Raw genomic sequence first — 16,687 nt, forward strand, 5'->3', positions numbered from 1 at the left:
ACCAGAACTCGGGGTGCCCAGCATTCCGCTCCGGTTGAGACGGCCCGGATATCGGCCGGACCACCTCATCCGGAGCGGAATCCCCGCTCCATAGGCCGGCCCCGGCCGTGACGGCCACCTCGGGGCGCCGGCGGTACGCGAAGCCCAGCAGCACCTCACTGGCCTGGCTGTGCGCATGTCCGATGGCCACGCTGTGGTCGCTTACCGAGGCCAGTCCGGCGATGGTGCGGTCGTCCAGGGTGAGCCGATCCCCGCGACGCCGATCCAGCCAGACCAGTCGGTATTATCTGGCTAACTGTCAGCAGCGTTTCAGTTCGCGAGGGGACCGGCGATGGCGACGAGGCAGGTGTGACCCGGCTGCCGCATTACGCGGCGATGCTGGCAATGGCAGGCGCCCTCCCCGGCGACGATGACCGATGGGCCTATGAGGTCAAGTTCGACGGCATCCGCGCCATCGGCTACATCGACGACAACCTGCGGTTGGTCTCGCGCAACGATAAGGACGTCACCGCAGCCTGGCCCGAACTCGTGGACCTCGCACCGGGAAGTCCGAGATTCGTCGTCGACGGCGAGATCGTCACCTTCACCGCCGACGGCCGGACCTCCTTCGAGGCGCTGCAGCCACGGATGCATCAGCGCAATCCGGCCACCATCAGCGCATTGCGGCGCACGATCCCCGCGACCTATCTGATCTTCGACCTGCTCCACATCGGCGACCGGTCGCTGATCGATCTGCCCTACCAGCAGCGCCGCCAGCTACTCGAACAACTCGGCCTGCGCGGCCCACACTGGCAGGTGCCGCCGCGCTTGGACGGCATCGGCGCCGACATCCTCGCCGAATCGAAACGCCTCGGACTCGAAGGCATTCTGTGCAAGCGCCGAGACAGCCCCTACCTCCCCGGTCGGCGCAGCCCGCTGTGGACCAAGGTCAAGAACGTCCGCGACCAGGAGGTCGTCATCGTCGGGTGGCGCCCCGGAACCGGCAGGCGCGCAGGCAGCATCGGCTCACTCCTGATGGCGGTCAACGACAATACCGGAAATCTCGTCTACATCGGCAATGTCGGCACCGGCTTCACTCAAACAACCCTTACCGACCTACAGTCGAAACTCCAACTGCTACAACGCAATACCCCCACAGTCACAACCGACATCAAGGACGCGATCTGGGTCACCCCCGAACTCGTCGGCGAAGTGACTTTCACCGAATGGACCGGCGACGGCCGCCTCCGCCACCCCTCCTGGCGCGGGCTGCGACCCGACAAATCGCCGAACGAAGTCAAGGCGCCATTCGATTAGAGGGACGCGACCGCGACGTCATCAGTTCTTGCCGACAGTGCCGAGCCGCATCGATCCCGGCTGTGCAGGGCGCCCAGCTGACAGCGTCCATCTCGCGCGAAGCTCCGCGGCCTCACACATCCTCCTGAAATGTCACAATCCGCGCCCGGCTCCCACGGCGCGACCGGAACGGTCCGCTGGAAGGGGGCCACGTCGAGGAGAATCCGAGTCGTGCGAACTCTCTACGTGATCGTCCATCCGGAGTCGACACATCACGTCGACGGACTGGTGGGCGGGTGGTACGACTCTCCGCTCACCCCTGCAGGTTTGCGTGCTGCGGCGGCCGTCGCCGAGGTACTGCGGGCAAGGATTCCCGAGCAGGCCGACGTGGAGTTGTTCTCCTCGGATCTGCGGCGGGCCGCGCAGGCCGCGACCGCCATCGGCGAGCGGTTGTGTGTGCGGCCGGTCCACGATCCGAGACTGCGTGAGAAGTCCTACGGCGAGGCCGAAGGCAAGCCGCAGGAATGGCTGAACCAGCGGTTCGTGCCTCCACCTGCGGTCGGCGAGCGGATGCGACACGACGAAGGTGTGCGTGGATCGGAGACAATTGCGGCATTCGCACGGCGTGTTTATGCGGCAATGGACGTGATCATGCGCCGCGACTGCCGACACCAGGTCATCGTGACGCACGGCGGCGCAATAACATTCGCCGTCGCGTCGTGGACCGGGCTGCCGATCGAATCACTCGGCTACGCCCGGTTTCATGCCGCCGCCGGGAGTATCACGGAACTTCGGGAGGATGACTACTTTCGCAACCGTCAGGTCGTCAGCCTGGGGGACGTCCGCCATCTCGTCTGAGGAATGATGTTGCGCGCCGGTACCGGCCGATGTGCGTAGCGCCGCGAACTGCTGCTCGATCCGGCCGATGCGGAAGTGATGACGCCTCGCCTGTTGCCGATCGGAAATCCGTGTCTCGGCAGCCGAGTTGTCCACAGGTCGGGAGTTATCAACAGACTTTTTATTTCGCCTGTTCAGCGCTGATTCCCGGTGCTGATCCGGGACTAGCGTCGCCGCCATGTCACGACAACATGAGCGCGAGCGGATTCGGCGGCGACTGAGCGGGTTGACCGAGCGAGTCGGCGCCAGCCGAACGATCGGGGCCGGGGGTGCGCTCGATTCCAGGGGCGCCGAGCGTGCGAAGCCGCCCGGATCCGGACGGCGGTTGGGAGCCGAAGATCGTTGTGCGAAACCGACGTGGGGTTCGCGGCGCTCGGCGAAGGCTGGGCGGTGGGATGACGAAAAGTTGCCCTCGTATGACCCTGAAGATGCCCGGACCGGGGACGACGGGGATGTGGTTGATGAGGACGACTGGGTAGACGGGGTCGACGAGGTGCGTACCCCCGGCTGGCTGGATGAACCGAAGGGTCGCTCCGCGTGGCGCGATCGCCTTGTGCCGGAACGATTTCGAGGAACGCGAGTGGACCCAGGTTGGCGGGGACTGGTGACACTGGCCATGGTCGGGCTGGCGGCGGTGGTGATCGCGTCGGTTGTCGTGCTGCGCGAGCGTCCGGTGGCGCAGGCAGTGCCACCACTGTCCCCGGCGCGAACCAGCACCGCCACGGCATCCGCAGGACTGTCGGGCCCCAGTATGGCAGCCGCGCCTGGCTCCATATCACCCGCTGCATCGGTAACCACCACTCCCGCAGCGGAATTGGTCGTCAGTGTGGTCGGCCTCGTGCACCGGGGCGGTCTGGTGCGCTTACCCGCGGGTTCGCGAGTCGCCGATGCACTCACCGCCGCGGGCGGTGCGAAGGACGGCGCCGACCTGAACGGCCTCAACCTGGCCCAGCGCCTCCAGGACGGTGACCAGGTCCTCATCGGTCCGGGGGGACCGAATGCGGCCCCGCCGCAGCCCGGCAGCGCGACGATCGGCGCAGGTGGACGAGCACCGAGCGGTTCGGCATCGAATTCCGCCGCACCACGCGTATCGACCAAAGTCGATCTCAATACCGCGACCGAAGCCGAACTCGATGCCCTGCCCGGCATCGGTCCCGTCACCGCCCACGCAATCATTGCCTGGCGCAACGCAAATGGGCGATTCACCGATATCGCTCAGCTCGGTGATGTCGATGGCATCGGCCCGGCCCGGCTCGCCCGCCTCCGCGATCTGGTGACGATATGACCGCGCCCAGAGGCACATCGAATCAACGCAGTCGCAGCGACCGACCAGCTGGGCGGGATGCCGGTCGGCGGGCGATGGCGCAGGATGATCGGCGCTCGGGTGCGGAGGTCGATTCCCCGACGGAGGAGGCGGTACCGGCGCTCGATGCGCGGTTGCTGCCCGCGGCGTTGTGTTGTTGGGGAGCAACGGTTGTCGCGCTGACAGCAGGGTGGATGGCAGGTCTGGTACTGGCGTCGGCACTGGTGTTGCTGGCGATCGGGCTCTGGGTGGTGCTCTTGCGCGCCCTGGCGCATCCCAGTGAGCGGTGGCGGGTCGTCGCCATTGCTGCACTTGCCGCGATGCTGCTCGGTGCCGGGTTCGCGGCGGCGGGGGCATGGCGTGTGCATCGGGTGGCGACGCATCCATTGCGGCACACCGTGGCCTCGGTGCGGGTTGTCGCCGTACCGACCGATGATCCGAAACCGGTGCGGTCCGGTGCATTCGGTGGTGAGCGGCAGTGGACGGTCCGGGCTCGACTGCGGGAGTACCGGCAAGGCGAGTCGACGGTACGGGCCGGTGGTGCAGTGGTGATCCTCGCCTCCGGCGCGGGGTGGGGCGAGCTGCTGCCCGGTCGGGCGGTGGAGTTCCGCGCCGGACCGGAACCGCCGTGGCACCGCGATCTCACCGTCGCCACCCTGCGAGCCCAGGGACCGCCGGTCGCGGTCGGCGCGCTGCCGTGGTGGCAGCGGGTGGCCGCAGCCGTACGCGCCGACCTCGCGTCGGCGGCGCGGGTATTGCCCGAACGTCAGTCCGGATTGCTGCCCGCGCTGGTCGTCGGGGATACCTCCGCGCTGTCCGACGAGGTCCGCGAGAACTTCGAAATCGCTGGCCTGGAACACCTTTGCGTGGTCAGCGGTGCGAATTTCACAATTCTGCTCGCGGCGGTGCTCGGTGCGATGCGGCTGCTCACCTTCGGCCCGCGCATTGCGGCCGTAGTCGCGGCGGCGGCACTAGTGATGTTCATTGTCATCGCGCGCCCGGATCCCAGCGTGCTGCGGGCGGGCGCGATGGGTGCGATCACCTTGCTCGCGCTGCTAACCGGACGCCGCAAGCAAGCATTGCCCGCACTCTGTGCGGCCGTCATCGGCCTGCTCGCAATGTGGCCGGAATTGGCGGTGCGAGCCGGATTCGGACTGTCGGTACTCGCGACCGCCGGATTGATCCTGTTGGCGCCGAGTTGGGCGGACTGGTTGCGCGCTCGCGGCTGGTGGCGGGTCCCGGCCGAAATCGTCGCGGTATCGGCCGCCGCCTTCGTGGTGACAACACCGCTCGTGATCGCGCTCACGGGACGGCTCAGCCTGGTCGCGATTCTCGCCAATATCCTTGTCGAACCGGTGATCGCGCCCGTCACGGTGCTCGGCGCGATCGGCACCGCGCTCGCCGCAATCTGGCTACCGCTGGCCGAACTGGTGCTGCGCTGCGCCGAACCGCCGCTGTGGTGGTTGCTGTTCGTCGCCGAACATGCGGCGAATGTGCCAGGTGCGGAGATTTCGGTACCCGATGGCTCGACCGGCGGGCTGATGGCCTGCGCGGCGGTCGTTCTCGTGCTGCTGGCAATGCGATCCGCGCTGCTTCGGCGCTTGGCCGCCACCGTACTGCTCGGTGTCGCCGCGGTCCTGATTCCGTTCCAGTTCTGGCATCCGGGCTGGCCACCTGGGGGCTGGGTGCTGGCGGTCTGTGATGTCGGGCAGGGCGACGGACTCGCATTGTCCGTCGGTGAGCACACCGCGGTGGTCATCGATGTCGGCCCTGATCCGCGCACCATCCGCCGTTGTCTGGATCGCTTGCGCGTCAACCGGATAGCGCTGCTCGTCCTGACCCATCCGCACGCCGACCATATCGACGGTCTCGCCGGTGCCGTACAGGGGCGCACGGTCGATGCTCTGGCGGTCGGCCCCGGCGAACTCCCGGAAGCGACGATTTCCGGACGCACTGCATCCAAACCTACCGACGCCGGAAGCCTTCCGATATCGAATGTGCCCGGATCCGAGCTGGATTCGAGCAAGGCGACCCGCGAACCACGTGCCGCACATCGGCACACGGAGATCAGCGGGCCGGATCAAGTCGCCAGCATCGTGGCGCAGGCACACATTCCAGTGCTCGAGCTCACCTCCGGACACGTATTACGTTTCGGCACTGTCGAATTGGAAGTACTCGCACCTGCCCCACTCGAGCGCCACCCGACCGGCGCTCCCAGCACCGACGATGCCAACGACCGCTCGATCGTCATCGCCGCCGTCACACCCGCGGGCCGGATCCTGCTCACCGGCGATATCGAGGCCCCGGCACAACAGCGGCTGCTGCGCTCCGGTGCCGCCGTCCAGGCCGATATCCTGAAGGTCCCGCACCACGGATCCCGAACCACCACAAGGGAATTCCTCGCTGCTGTGCGGCCTCGTCTCGCACTGGTGAGCGTCGGCGCCCACAACACCTTCGGCCACCCGAATCCCGGCGTACTGGCCGAACTCGCCGACATGGGCACCCGCGTGATCCGCACCGACCAAAGCGGCGACACGGTGATCGTCGCCTCCGGTCCGAACCTTCGCACCTTGACCTCACGATCGACCAAATCTTGATAGAAGGCGCTCACCGATCCGCGCGGCCCACAGTCACGGCCGGATATCCTGACGGACTGGAGTGCGCCATCGCGTATCAGTCAGAGCAGTTGGACCCGACATTCCCTGCACCACGCAATCGGACTCGCCGCTTGGATCTGCACCGAGCCGTGACGATCGAGCCAAAGCAACAGGAGGTCACCCCAGACAGCACTTTCGGGTTGATGTCGAGCATCGTGCACCGAATGCAAACATCTCCCAACTACCTACTACCCCGTCCAGACAGATTGCTGCCCTACCCGCTCCGACTGCTCGCCGAGCGTAGTCACACGGCGGTCGAATTCGCCTGGGCGACCACCGTTCGACTACCTTCGACCGCACCCTGGACCTAGGGGCGGTACGGCGGGAGCTATATGGACGCTAGGTGTTCGATGTGCGCGCGGCCTGAGCTGCGACGTTTAACGTTGGATCGTGGAGTTCTGTGAAGGGTGGGATAGCTTCGCTGCTTTGGTCGATGGTTGCTGGGTCGAGCGCAGACCGCGCCGACCAGAGGTTGCGGATCAACTGCGGCGCGAAACTCGGCTGATGCCTTGGCTGGCACCGCTGCTGCCGCTTCAGGTGCCGATCCCCTGGGTGGTGCGGGAAACGCCGCTGGTCGTGCGTCATGCGCTCGTGCCTGGTCAGGCGATCGTGTCGCCGGATGTCGAACACGGTCTCGCGATCGGAAATTTTCTCCGTGCACTTCACGACAGTCCCGCGACCGTAGCAGCCCGACATGGGTTGCCGCCGTCGGCGGAAACCAGGCGCAGCCGGGTCGCGACGATCAGCCGTTTCCGGGCCGATGTGGTGCCGTTGATTCCAGTCCCGCAACGGGGTTCGGCGCTGGCGATCCTCGATGCCGTGCGGGAATTCCCAGCAGATGCGGTCGTACATGGCGATCTCGGACCTGAGCATGTGTTGGTAGACGGAGGTCGTGTTTCCGGCGTGATCGACTTCGGCGACGTCCATCTCGGCGATGCCGCGAACGACCTGGCCTGGCCACTGCATGGTGCACCGACAGACTTTGCAGACGCGGTCGCCGCCGCATATGGCGTCACCGACGACCTCCGTCGGCGTGCACTTGTATGGCATCAACTCGGACCGTGGCATGAAGTGACGCACGGCTTGGATATCGGCGACCCTGCCGTTCGGCAGAGCGGTTTGACGGGGCTGCTCGAAAGGTTGAAACGTACCGCTGGATGAGGGTGGTCAACGCGCCGCGACACGACTGCCGTGCACCATGCCGTCGACTACCGGGGCACCGCCAATGTCCGGAGTGCAGGCACGAGCTGGCTGGTACAGGGCGCCCCGCTGTGCGGCGCGGCGGTTGTGTCGGTGCGAGTACGTAGGATGCTCCCGTGAGCGAACGGACTGCGGCGGTGCACCTGGTGCTCGGTGATGAAGAGTTGCTGGTCGAGCGGGCCATCGCGGGAATCACCGCACAGGTGCGGGAGGGTGCGCCGGATCCCGATGCGGTGCCCGTCGATCGGCTGCGGGCGGGTGACGCCAGTACCGCGGAACTGGCGGAGCTATTGAGTCCTTCGCTGTTCGCCGAGGACCGGGTGATCGTGCTCGAGTCGGCGGCGGATGCGGGCAAGGATGCGGTCGCGGTGATCACCGATGCCGCCGGGGATCCGCCCGAGGGCGTGGTGCTGGTGGTGCTGCACTCCGGGGGCGGCCGAGCCAAGGCATTGGCGCCAGCGCTGCAGAAGTTGGGTGCGCAGGTGCACGATTGCGCCAAGTTGACCAAGGCGTCCGAACGGGTGGAGTTCGTGCGCGGCGAATTCCGGAATGCCGGGGTGCGGGTCTCGGGTGAGGTCGTGCAGGTGATGTTGGAGGCGGTCGGCTCGGATCTGCGGGAGTTGTCCGCGGCCTGTTCGCAATTGGCCTCCGATACCGGTGGCAAGGTCGATATCGCCGCGGTGCGCCGCTACTACTCCGGCAAGGCCGAGATCTCCGGTTTCGATGTCGCCGAACTCGCGGTGGCAGGCGATCGGCCCGGTGCCATGGAGGCATTGCGCTGGGCCAACGACCGCGGCGTGCCACATGTGCTCCTCGCCGACGCACTCGCCGACTCGGTCCACACCATCGCCCGTGTCGGTTCCGCGGGCCGTGGCGACCCGTTCAAACTGGCCCAGCAATTGGGTATGCCGCCCTGGAAGGTGAAGAAGGCGCAGGCCCAAGCGCGGGGTTGGAACCAGGCCAGCATCGGCACGGCCCTACAGGTCGTCGCCACGCTGAATGCCGATGTCAAAGGCGGTGCCGCCGACGCCAATTACGCCTTGGAACACGCACTCACCCAGATCCTGGACCTGCACTCCGCAAGCTGATGTGATTCCCCGACAACAATTGCCCAGCGGATTGCCACCAAGACCAGGCTGACAGCGACACGCGCCCGGGTAGCCGGAGTCCGGGACTACCGCTCAGTCGACGCCAACTTCTCGTTGACCCACTTATTGATGCTCACCCCGTGCTCGGCCGCCTCCATAGCCAGTCGTCGATGCAGCGCCGGAGACATCCGCAGCGCGAAGTGCCCGCTGAACTTCCGATCCGCCAGTGGTTCGGGAACTTATCGGTGGCGGATACGCTGATGCGGTGGGTGTGAGTCGGGCTCGCACCCACCGCATGATGTGAAACTCAGTCGCGGCCTTCGACTTTCAGGTCGCCGAAGGTCACTCCGCGGGTCATCGGACGGGCCAGCATATCGTGCGGGAAGCCCAGCTCGATCGCGCTGGCCGCTTGCAGTTGATCCAACTGCGCCGCATCGAATTCGACCTCGAGCGCACCGAGGTTGTCCTCCAACTGTGCCGCGGTGCGCGCGCCGATGATCGGCGCCGTGACGCCCGGGTTCTGCAGGGTCCAGGCGAGTGCCACCTGCGACGGCGTCTTACCCAGTTGTGCCGCAACATCTTTCACCACATCGGCAATGGCGAGCCCGCGTTCGGTGAGCGAGCCATTGGCGGCGGCCACATTCTTGCGGGTACCCTCGGGCGAGCCCGCTGCGTCGTGATCAAGATCGGCACGGCTGTACTTGCCGGTGAGCACGCCGCTGGCCAGCGGCGACCACGGCACCACGCCGAGTCCGAGTTCGCGCGCCATCGGAATGAGTTCGCGTTCAACGGTCCGCTCGATCAGGCTGTATTCGATCTGCAGCGCGATCAGCGGCGACCAGCCGCGCAGATCGGCGATGGTCTGCATGCGCGCGATCTGCCAGGCCGGTGCGTCGGAGATGCCGACGTAGAGCACCTTGCCCGCGCGGACCAGATCGTCCATGGCGCGCAGGATCTCCTCGACCGGGGTCAGGAAGTCCCAAGCGTGCAGATACAGCAGATCGATGTAGTCGGTGTTCAGCCTGCGCAGGCTGGCCTCCACCGAGCCGACCATGCTCTTGCGGTGGTTACCGCCAGAGTTGGGATCGCCCGGCCGCCGCAGCATCGTGTATTTCGTTGCCAGCACCAGACTTTCGCGATTGTCGGCGCTGAATTCACCGAGCAGTTGCTCGGAGGTGCCGTTGGTGTACTGGCTCGCGGTGTCGATGAAATTGCCGCCGCGCTCGACGTAGGTGTCGAAGATCTTGCGGGCCTCGTCCCGATCGGCGCCCCAACCCCAATCGGCGCCGAATGTCATGGTCCCCAAGGAAAGCGGAGACACCCGAAGACCCGAACGGCCGAGCAGCCGGTAGGTATCGAGGGTGCGTGCTCCGGACATGTCGTGCTCCTGTCATTCGTACTTCTTTTCCGATGCGATCAAGTCTGGAGCGGTACAACACCATGGGTAAGGGAAGGTTCATCCTGGGAAAGCCAGTCCCACCCAGCCGTAAGATCGAGGGCGATGACCAGCATCGTGAAGGCGACACAGCGGGGCGAGCATAGGCCTGACGGCGATGGCTCGCGTGACCATGCCGGGTCGGGGAGCGCCGAGAACTGGGCACAGGCGCTCGCGGACTTTCTGCGCGCCCGGCGCGAGCGACTGAATCCGGGCGATCTCGGTCTGCCCGCACGCAAACACGCGCGGCGCACGCCGGGTTTGCGCCGCGAGGAGGTCGCCGAACTGGCGGGGGTGAGCACCGACTACATAGTCCGGTTGGAACAGGGGCGCGGCCTGCGCCCGTCCGCGGATGTCCTGGAGGCGCTCACCCGGGCCCTGCGCCTGGACACCGACGAGCGCGCCTATCTGTTCGATCTGGCCCAGCAGCGGCAGCCGAATGCTGGGAAACCGAGCACGGTACCCGCGCCCGCACTGGCGATGCTGGTGCGCGATCTGTCGCCGCTGCCCGCGATGCTGGTCAATCACCGCTACGACATCCTGGCGTGGAATCCGGAGATGGCCAGCCTGATCGTCGACTTCGGCGCCCTGCCGCCCCGGCAGCGCAACACCATGTGGCTATGCCTGATGGATCCCGCGCTGCGCGATTTCTATGGTGAGCGCGATCGCGTCATTCGCGAGGGCATCGCCGACTTGCGTGCCGCGTGGGCGGCCCACCCCGACGATCAGGAACTGGCCGATCTGGTCGCCGAGTTCACCGCCCGCAGCGAGGAGTTCGCGCAGGCCTGGGCCAGGCACGACGTCAAGGTCCATGGCCGCGGGCACAAGCCGCTGCGGCACCCTCGGGTCGGTCCGCTGGTCGTCAATTATGAAGTGCTCATGCCGCTGCAGGACCCGGACCAGCGCATCATCATCTACCGCGCGGCCGATGCAGACTCCCAGGACGCGCTGGATCGCTTATGCGCCGACCTGGAGTGAGCACGCACCCCGGTCAGAAGATCCGCACCCGCTTGTGCGGGTGCGGACGCGCGGGGGATTATTCCACCGAGCTGAGAACTAGCTCGATATCCTCTTCCGGCTCCTCATAGCGGCCCTCCCACTCCTCGTAGACCGGAATCTCCTCGTCCCGGGTGACGATCCACTCCAGCGAGTAGCCGCCTTCCTCATCGGGGACCATGACGTTCTCGATCTTCAGTCCGATGCCTAGGACCTCGGCGGCACGAATGACATCCGGGAGGTCTTCGGAGCGAACCGGCGTCTGATTGGCGTACACGGTAACCATGCGCCGAATCGTAGCGGGAACCTCCGACATGTGGCTGCCCGATCGGAATCCGGCTCGAGGAGTGGGATGCGGCAATGACTCGGTGCGGTCGCCGCCCAGCGTTTCTCTACCGATTTGCCAGGGCAGTCTCGATGACATGGCACCTATCGGGGCCGTTCCGCTCAACGCCCAGAGAGCGGCCTTGCCGCCGAAGCTGAAGTTCGCTGAATAGTTGCGATAAACGTGCTAATCGGTATGGTTCGCGCCTGGCTCACCGCACCGGCAGCTCGAGAAAGTGATCTTCGCAATAGTCGATCGGGGACGACAAAAGCCGCCGTGGTCATCGAGGCCACGGCGGCTGCGTCAGCGTATGAGGTGGTACCGCTGTGGTACCGATGTGATCAGAGCTTGTTCAGCGCCAGCGCGAGGGCCGACTTCTTGTTGGCGGCCTGGTTGGCGTGGATGACGCCCTTCGAGGCGGCCTTGTCCAGCTTGCGGCTGGCGAAGACCAGCTGCTCGGCGGCCTTTTCCTTATCGCCGGCGGCAGCGGCCTCCCGGAAGCTGCGGATCGCGGTGCGCAGCCCGGACTTGACCGACTGGTTGCGCTTGCGCGCCGCCTCGTTGGTGCGGATCCGCTTCATCTGGGACTTGATGTTGGCCACGCCTGTTTCCTCGTGTTCCTGTCGCTGAGTGGACTGTGCTGAAAAGTTCGCGAGCGCGCGTTGGTAACCGGACTGATCAGGTAACGCGACGCCGAAGGTCGAGGTTACCAGCCGTCGCGTCGCACACGAAATCACCACCACCCGACATGCGAAATCCCCACCGCGCGAACGGTTCGATCGGCAACGTTACCGACCGTAGTAATTGGGCGGAAACCAGGAGTGATGCAAGAAATTTACCTGCGTCTCACACTGCATTGATGCTGCGTGTAGCACGATTTTTGCATGACTCCCGTGTCGTCGCCACGTTCGGCTCGATCTCTGGCGCCACCGCGTGCCCGGTCGAACGGGCATGCGAACGGCAACGGTCGAGCAACCACTTCGGGACTGTTCGAGGGCTACGGCCCCGGTCGGTATGCCGATGCCTTCGACGAGATGTTCGACGGTCAGGGCCGGGTGCGCCAGCCGTACCGGGGCATCTTCTCGGCGCTGGCGCCCATCGATGTGGCCGATCTCGCGGCTCGCTCCGATGCGCTCGACCGCGCCTTCATCGATCAGGGCATTACCTTCTCGCTGTCCGGACAGGAGCGGCCCTTCCCGCTCGATCTGGTGCCCCGGGTGATCGCGGCCGCCGAATGGGCCAAGCTGGAGCGCGGGATCAAGCAGCGGGTGACCGCGCTGGAACTGTTCCTCGCCGATGTCTACGGCGAGCAGAACATCCTGCGCGACGAGGTCATCCCGAAGCGGCTGGTGACCTCGTGCCAGCACTTCCATCGCGAGGCCGCCGGACTGGTGCCGCCCAACGGGGTGCGCATCCATGTGGCGGGCATCGACCTGATCCGCGACGAACGCGGCGATTTCCGGGTGCTGGAGGACAATCTGCGCTCGCCGTCCGGGGTCTCCTATGTCATGGAGAACCGGCGCACCATGGCCCGGGTCTTCCCCGATCTGTTCTCCTCGCACCGGGTCCGCGCGGTCGGGGACTATCCGACCCATCTGCTGGCCGCGCTGCGCGCCTCGGCCGCGCCGAACGAGGCCGATCCGACGGTCGTGGTGCTGACCCCGGGCGTCTACAACTCGGCCTACTTCGAACATTCGCTGCTGGCCAGGCAGATGGGGGTGGAATTGGTCGAGGGACGCGACCTGTTCTGCCGCGACAATGTCGTCTATATGCGGACCACGGCGGGGGAGCGCCAGGTCGACGTGATCTACCGGCGCATCGACGACACCTTCCTGGACCCGATGCACTTCCGGCCCGATTCGGTGCTCGGCGTCGCCGGGCTGGTGAATGCCGCGCGCGCGGGCAATGTGGTCATCTCCAGCGCGATCGGCAATGGCGTCGGCGATGACAAGCTGACCTACGCGTATGTGCCGACGATCATCGAGTACTACCTCGGCGAGAAGCCGGTGCTGCCCAATGTCGACACCTATCGGTGCTGGCTCGACGAGGAGCGCGAAGAGGTGCTCGATCGCCTCGATGAACTGGTGGTCAAACCCGTCGAGGGCTCCGGCGGCTACGGCATCGTCATCGGACCGGTGGCTTCGCCACGGGAGTTGGAGGCAACCCGGCGCAAGATCAAGTCGGATCCGCGGGGCTGGATCGCGCAGCCGGTGGTGCAGCTGTCCACGGTGCCGACCAAGATCGGAAGTGCACTGGTTCCACGCCATGTCGACCTGCGGCCGTTCGCGGTGAACGACGGTGATGACATCTGGGTGCTGCCGGGCGGTCTGACCCGGGTGGCATTGCCGGAGGGCTCGCTGGTGGTCAATTCCAGTCAGGGCGGCGGCAGTAAGGACACCTGGGTGCTGGCCGGGCGGACCTCACCCGATGACCGTGAGCTCGCTGGCGAGGAACTGGTCAGCGATCCGCCACAGTCCGACCAGCGCGAGCTGGGCCGGGAATTGACCGCGACGCAGGCGAATCAGCAACAGCAGCAGCAACAACAGGAACAGCGGCTGGGATCGATGCGCCAGCGACAAAGCCGATCGACCGGGCAGCAGCAACAGGGCGCGGTGAGGCGCTGATGCTGGCCCGCAATGCCGAATCCCTGTACTGGATCGGAAGATACGTCGAGCGCGCCGACGATACCGCCCGCATCCTGGATGTCGCGGTGCATCAGCTGCTCGAGGACGCCACGGTGGACCCGGACCGCACCTCGCGAGTCCTGTTGCGGGTATTGGGGATCGAACCGCCCGACGTCGAACTCGATGTCTGGTCGGTGACCGACCTCGTGGCGTTCAGCCACGACCACGGCAATTCCATCGTCGATTCGATCGCCAATGCCCGCGAAAATGCCAGGGGCGCACGCGAAGTCACTTCCAGCGAAATGTGGGAGTGCCTCAACGCCACCTTTATCGGGCTCGCCGCGGCCGAGAAGGCCGCCCGCAGCCTCGGCCCGCACGAATTCTTCCACTACATCAAGGACCGGGCGGCAATGTTCGCCGGACTCTCCGATTCCACCCTCAGTCGCGACGACGGCTACCGCTTCCTACTGCTCGGCCGATCCATCGAACGCGTGGATATGACCGTGCGCCTGCTGCTTTCACGCGCGGGCGACCGCACCTCGTCACCGGCCTGGGTGACCGTACTGCGCTCGGCGGGCGCACACGACACCTACCTGCGTACCCACCGCGGCGCACTCGACGCCAATCTGGTCGCCGAGTTCATCCTGCTCGACCGGCTCTTCCCACGTTCGGTCTTCCATTCGGTGCGGGTGGCCGAGGCCTGCCTGGCCGAACTCGATCAGCGCCCGAGCAGCCGGGTCGGCGCCCGACACGAGGCGCAGCGGCTGCTCGGTCGGGCCCGCAGCGAACTCGAATTCCTGCCGCCCGGTGCGCTTTTGGAGGATCTGCAGAACCGCCTGCTTTCGCTGCAGAAGACCTGCCGCGAGGTCAGCGAGGCGATCGCATTGCAGTACTTCCACGCCGCACCGTGGGTGGCCTGGACCGATCTGCGCAGTAGTCACGACAACCATGCGCAGGTGGAGGGAGAGCTGTGAGCTGGCGGATCAGGGTGGTGCACACCACCGGATATGTATACGACGCTCCGGTTACCCGGTCGTTCAACGAGGCTCGGCTCACCCCGCGTGCGGACAGCAGGCAGAACGTCATCCTGAACCGGGTCGAGACGGTGCCATCCACCCGGTCCTACCGCTACACCGACTACTGGGGCACCGCGGTCACCTCCTTCGATCTGCATGCGCCGCACACCGAATTGGAGGTCACCGGATCATCGGTGGTGGAAACCGAACCGTTCGCGGGTCCGGCCGAGGAGCTGTCGTGGGAGGAGTTGCGTTCCGAACACATCCGTGACCGCTTCGACGAAATGCTCTCGCCCACCGACTATGTGCCGCAGGACAAGAAGCTGGCCGCGGTCGCGAGGCAACTCGCCCGTGGTGTGCCGCCCGCGAAGGCCGTTGTGCGCGCGGCCGAATGGGTGCACGCCGAAATGAACTACATCGCGGGGACCACCTCGGTGCACACCTCGGCCGTGCAGGCCTTCGCCGATCGCCAAGGCGTATGTCAGGATTACGCGCATTTGACGCTGGTGTTGTTGCGCAGCATGGGGATTCCGAGTCGTTACGTGTCCGGGTATCTGCACCCCAATCCGGCCGCCGAGATCAATACAACGGTTGCCGGGCAGTCACACGCCTGGATCGAGGCGTGGACCGGCGCGTGGTGGGGCTACGACCCGACCAACAATATCGCCATCAATGAACAGCACATATCCGTCGGCGTCGGCCGCGACTACGCGGATGTGCCGCCGCTGAAGGGCATTTTCTCCGGCGGTGGCTCGACCGATCTGGAGGTCGTCGTGGAGATCACCCGTCTCGCCTAGGCTCCCGCGTGTCCCCGGACCTTTGTGCCGGTCGTGGGTGGTGCGACAGCCGTCGCGGATATCTCGTGGTCGTTGTAGTGCTCACCGGTCTCGCGTAACGTCCCTTTCACATCAGCCGTGTTTTCGTAGCAGGTCCCAGGCAGATCCCCGTGCCAGCGGGGATGACCCTTTCGGAAGGTGGCGCGCATGTCTCCCACTGCTCAGGAAGTCGTCGAGGAAGTCACCGAACTGGAGCCGACGCCGGAGCCCAAGAAGTGGGCGGCCGAGGCGTTGGGCACCTTCGTCCTGGTTATCGGCGGTGTCGGCACCGCCGTGCTGGCCGGTGAGCGGGTCGGCGCGCTCGGCGTGGCATTCGCGTTCGGACTGTCCCTGCTGTTCCTGGTCTATGCGATCGGGCCGATCTCCGGCTGCCACGTGAATCCGGCCGTGACCGTCGGACAGCTGCTGATGGGCAGGCTCTCGGTGATCTCCGCGGTCGGCTATGTGATCGCACAGTTGATCGGCGCCTTCCTGGCCGGGCTGGTGCTGTTCGCGATCGCCAAGAACCTGCCGTCCTACGACCGCGCGGTCAATGGGCTCGGCGCGAACGGCTGGGGTAAGCACAGCCCGTCCGCGATGCGCGGTCCGCTGGGACAGGTGGTGATCCAGAACGGGTACGGCCTGTCGGCCACGATCATTGTCGAGGTCATGCTGACCGCGCTGCTGGTCTTCGTGGTGCTGGCCTCGACCGACCAGATCTCCGATATCCCACAGGCCGGACTGTCGATCGGTCTCACGCTCACGGTCATCCACCTGATCTCGATCCCGGTGGACAACACCTCGGTGAACCCGGCCCGCAGCCTCGCCGTCGCCTTCTACCAGAACGGCGCCGGTCCCCAGGTCTGGGCGTTCATCGTATTCCCGCTGATCGGTGGCGTACTCGGCGCACTGGTCTACGGCGTGCTGTTCGGCCGCTCCCGCGAGATGGTGTCTTGACCGCCTCCCCGCGCCTCAGGCCGACCGGTGAGTGCCGCGAGAGCTGCGTTGCGGACCGGCTGGTCGATGCTGGTTGAGCTAGCTCGTCCCCGGCGAGTT

15 protein-coding genes are annotated in these 16,687 nt (G+C 66.0%); 11 read left to right on the plus strand and 4 right to left on the minus strand.

The annotated features are described in order from the left end of the window. Positions 1 to 348: 348 nt before the first annotated feature. The 6 genes from ligD (at position 349) to holA (ending at position 8,420) form a co-directional block, all read left to right on the plus strand. Positions 349 to 1,296 carry a non-homologous end-joining DNA ligase gene (ligD, locus tag ACWEO2_RS29555; RefSeq protein ID WP_452408320.1) on the plus strand — a complete coding sequence of 316 codons (948 nt, stop codon included), beginning with the start codon at positions 349 to 351 and terminating at the stop codon, positions 1,294 to 1,296. Positions 1,297 to 1,506: 210 nt separating this feature from the next. Beyond that, positions 1,507 to 2,133: a histidine phosphatase family protein gene (locus tag ACWEO2_RS29560; protein WP_452408321.1), complete on the plus strand. Its 627-nt coding sequence runs from the start codon at positions 1,507 to 1,509 to the stop codon at positions 2,131 to 2,133. Between the two features lie 619 nt (positions 2,134 to 2,752). After that, positions 2,753 to 3,457 carry a helix-hairpin-helix domain-containing protein gene (locus tag ACWEO2_RS29565; protein ID WP_452408322.1) on the plus strand — a complete coding sequence of 235 codons (705 nt, stop codon included), beginning with the start codon at positions 2,753 to 2,755 and terminating at the stop codon, positions 3,455 to 3,457. Positions 3,458 to 3,531: 74 nt separating this feature from the next. After that, positions 3,532 to 6,072, plus strand: coding sequence for a ComEC/Rec2 family competence protein (locus tag ACWEO2_RS29570; RefSeq protein WP_452408323.1), 2,541 nt, complete (start codon positions 3,532 to 3,534; stop codon positions 6,070 to 6,072). Between the two features lie 450 nt (positions 6,073 to 6,522). Continuing rightward, complete coding sequence (locus tag ACWEO2_RS29575) at positions 6,523 to 7,293, plus strand: phosphotransferase (protein ID WP_452408324.1); 771 nt, start codon at positions 6,523 to 6,525, stop codon at positions 7,291 to 7,293. Between the two features lie 155 nt (positions 7,294 to 7,448). Continuing rightward, the gene (gene holA / locus ACWEO2_RS29580; protein WP_452408325.1) at positions 7,449 to 8,420 is read left to right on the plus strand and encodes a DNA polymerase III subunit delta; all 972 of its coding nucleotides are present in this window, start codon (positions 7,449 to 7,451) and stop codon (positions 8,418 to 8,420) included. Between the two features lie 86 nt (positions 8,421 to 8,506). Here holA and ACWEO2_RS29585 read toward each other — a convergent pair whose 3' ends face one another. Then, positions 8,507 to 8,647, minus strand: coding sequence for a toxin-antitoxin system HicB family antitoxin (locus ACWEO2_RS29585; protein ID WP_452408417.1), 141 nt, complete (start codon positions 8,645 to 8,647; stop codon positions 8,507 to 8,509). Between the two features lie 80 nt (positions 8,648 to 8,727). After that, positions 8,728 to 9,798 carry an aldo/keto reductase gene (locus tag ACWEO2_RS29590; RefSeq protein ID WP_452408326.1) on the minus strand — a complete coding sequence of 357 codons (1,071 nt, stop codon included), beginning with the start codon at positions 9,796 to 9,798 and terminating at the stop codon, positions 8,728 to 8,730. A 123-nt stretch (positions 9,799 to 9,921) separates the two neighbouring features. Between ACWEO2_RS29590 and ACWEO2_RS29595 the strand changes: the two genes are divergently transcribed. Then, positions 9,922 to 10,833, plus strand: a complete 912-nt coding sequence (locus tag ACWEO2_RS29595; protein WP_452408327.1) for a helix-turn-helix domain-containing protein — start codon at positions 9,922 to 9,924, stop codon at positions 10,831 to 10,833. A 58-nt stretch (positions 10,834 to 10,891) separates the two neighbouring features. Here ACWEO2_RS29595 and ACWEO2_RS29600 read toward each other — a convergent pair whose 3' ends face one another. Beyond that, positions 10,892 to 11,137: a hypothetical protein gene (locus ACWEO2_RS29600; RefSeq protein ID WP_355184066.1), complete on the minus strand. Its 246-nt coding sequence runs from the start codon at positions 11,135 to 11,137 to the stop codon at positions 10,892 to 10,894. 380 nt (positions 11,138 to 11,517) lie between these two features. Beyond that, positions 11,518 to 11,778, minus strand: coding sequence for a 30S ribosomal protein S20 (gene rpsT, locus ACWEO2_RS29605; protein WP_433726187.1), 261 nt, complete (start codon positions 11,776 to 11,778; stop codon positions 11,518 to 11,520). 432 nt (positions 11,779 to 12,210) lie between these two features. On the opposite strand from rpsT, the gene ACWEO2_RS29610 reads away from it, so the two are divergent. The 4 genes from ACWEO2_RS29610 (at position 12,211) to ACWEO2_RS29625 (ending at position 16,588) form a co-directional block, all read left to right on the plus strand. Beyond that, positions 12,211 to 13,800 carry a circularly permuted type 2 ATP-grasp protein gene (locus ACWEO2_RS29610; RefSeq protein WP_452408418.1) on the plus strand — a complete coding sequence of 530 codons (1,590 nt, stop codon included), beginning with the start codon at positions 12,211 to 12,213 and terminating at the stop codon, positions 13,798 to 13,800. Then, a complete protein-coding gene (locus ACWEO2_RS29615) occupies positions 13,800 to 14,774 on the plus strand; it encodes an alpha-E domain-containing protein (protein ID WP_354952932.1) in 975 nt (324 codons plus the stop codon). Before ACWEO2_RS29610 ends, ACWEO2_RS29615 begins: the two co-directional genes overlap by 1 nt. Beyond that, entirely contained in the window at positions 14,771 to 15,613 is an 843-nt protein-coding gene (locus tag ACWEO2_RS29620; protein ID WP_452408328.1) for a transglutaminase family protein, read from the plus strand. The genes ACWEO2_RS29615 and ACWEO2_RS29620 overlap by 4 nt, the downstream gene beginning before the upstream one ends. Before the next feature lie 186 nt (positions 15,614 to 15,799). Next, positions 15,800 to 16,588 (plus strand): aquaporin, encoded by a 789-nt coding sequence (locus ACWEO2_RS29625; RefSeq protein ID WP_452408329.1) that lies wholly within the window; start codon positions 15,800 to 15,802, stop codon positions 16,586 to 16,588. The last annotated feature ends 99 nt before the right edge of the window (positions 16,589 to 16,687 follow it).

Source organism: Nocardia sp. NPDC004278 (assembly GCF_053602975.1).

Coding starts and splice junctions, on each gene's coding strand:
- ACWEO2_RS29570 (WP_452408323.1), top strand. CDS start 3,532: ATGGCGCAGGATGATCGGCGCTCGGGTGCGGAGGTCGATTCCCCGACG.
- ACWEO2_RS29590 (WP_452408326.1), bottom strand. CDS start 9,798: ATGTCCGGAGCACGCACCCTCGATACCTACCGGCTGCTCGGCCGTTCG.
- ACWEO2_RS29595 (WP_452408327.1), top strand. CDS start 9,922: ATGACCAGCATCGTGAAGGCGACACAGCGGGGCGAGCATAGGCCTGAC.
- ACWEO2_RS29600 (WP_355184066.1), bottom strand. CDS start 11,137: ATGGTTACCGTGTACGCCAATCAGACGCCGGTTCGCTCCGAAGACCTC.
- ACWEO2_RS29610 (WP_452408418.1), top strand. CDS start 12,211: ATGTTCGACGGTCAGGGCCGGGTGCGCCAGCCGTACCGGGGCATCTTC.
- ACWEO2_RS29615 (WP_354952932.1), top strand. CDS start 13,800: ATGCTGGCCCGCAATGCCGAATCCCTGTACTGGATCGGAAGATACGTC.
- ACWEO2_RS29625 (WP_452408329.1), top strand. CDS start 15,800: ATGTCTCCCACTGCTCAGGAAGTCGTCGAGGAAGTCACCGAACTGGAG.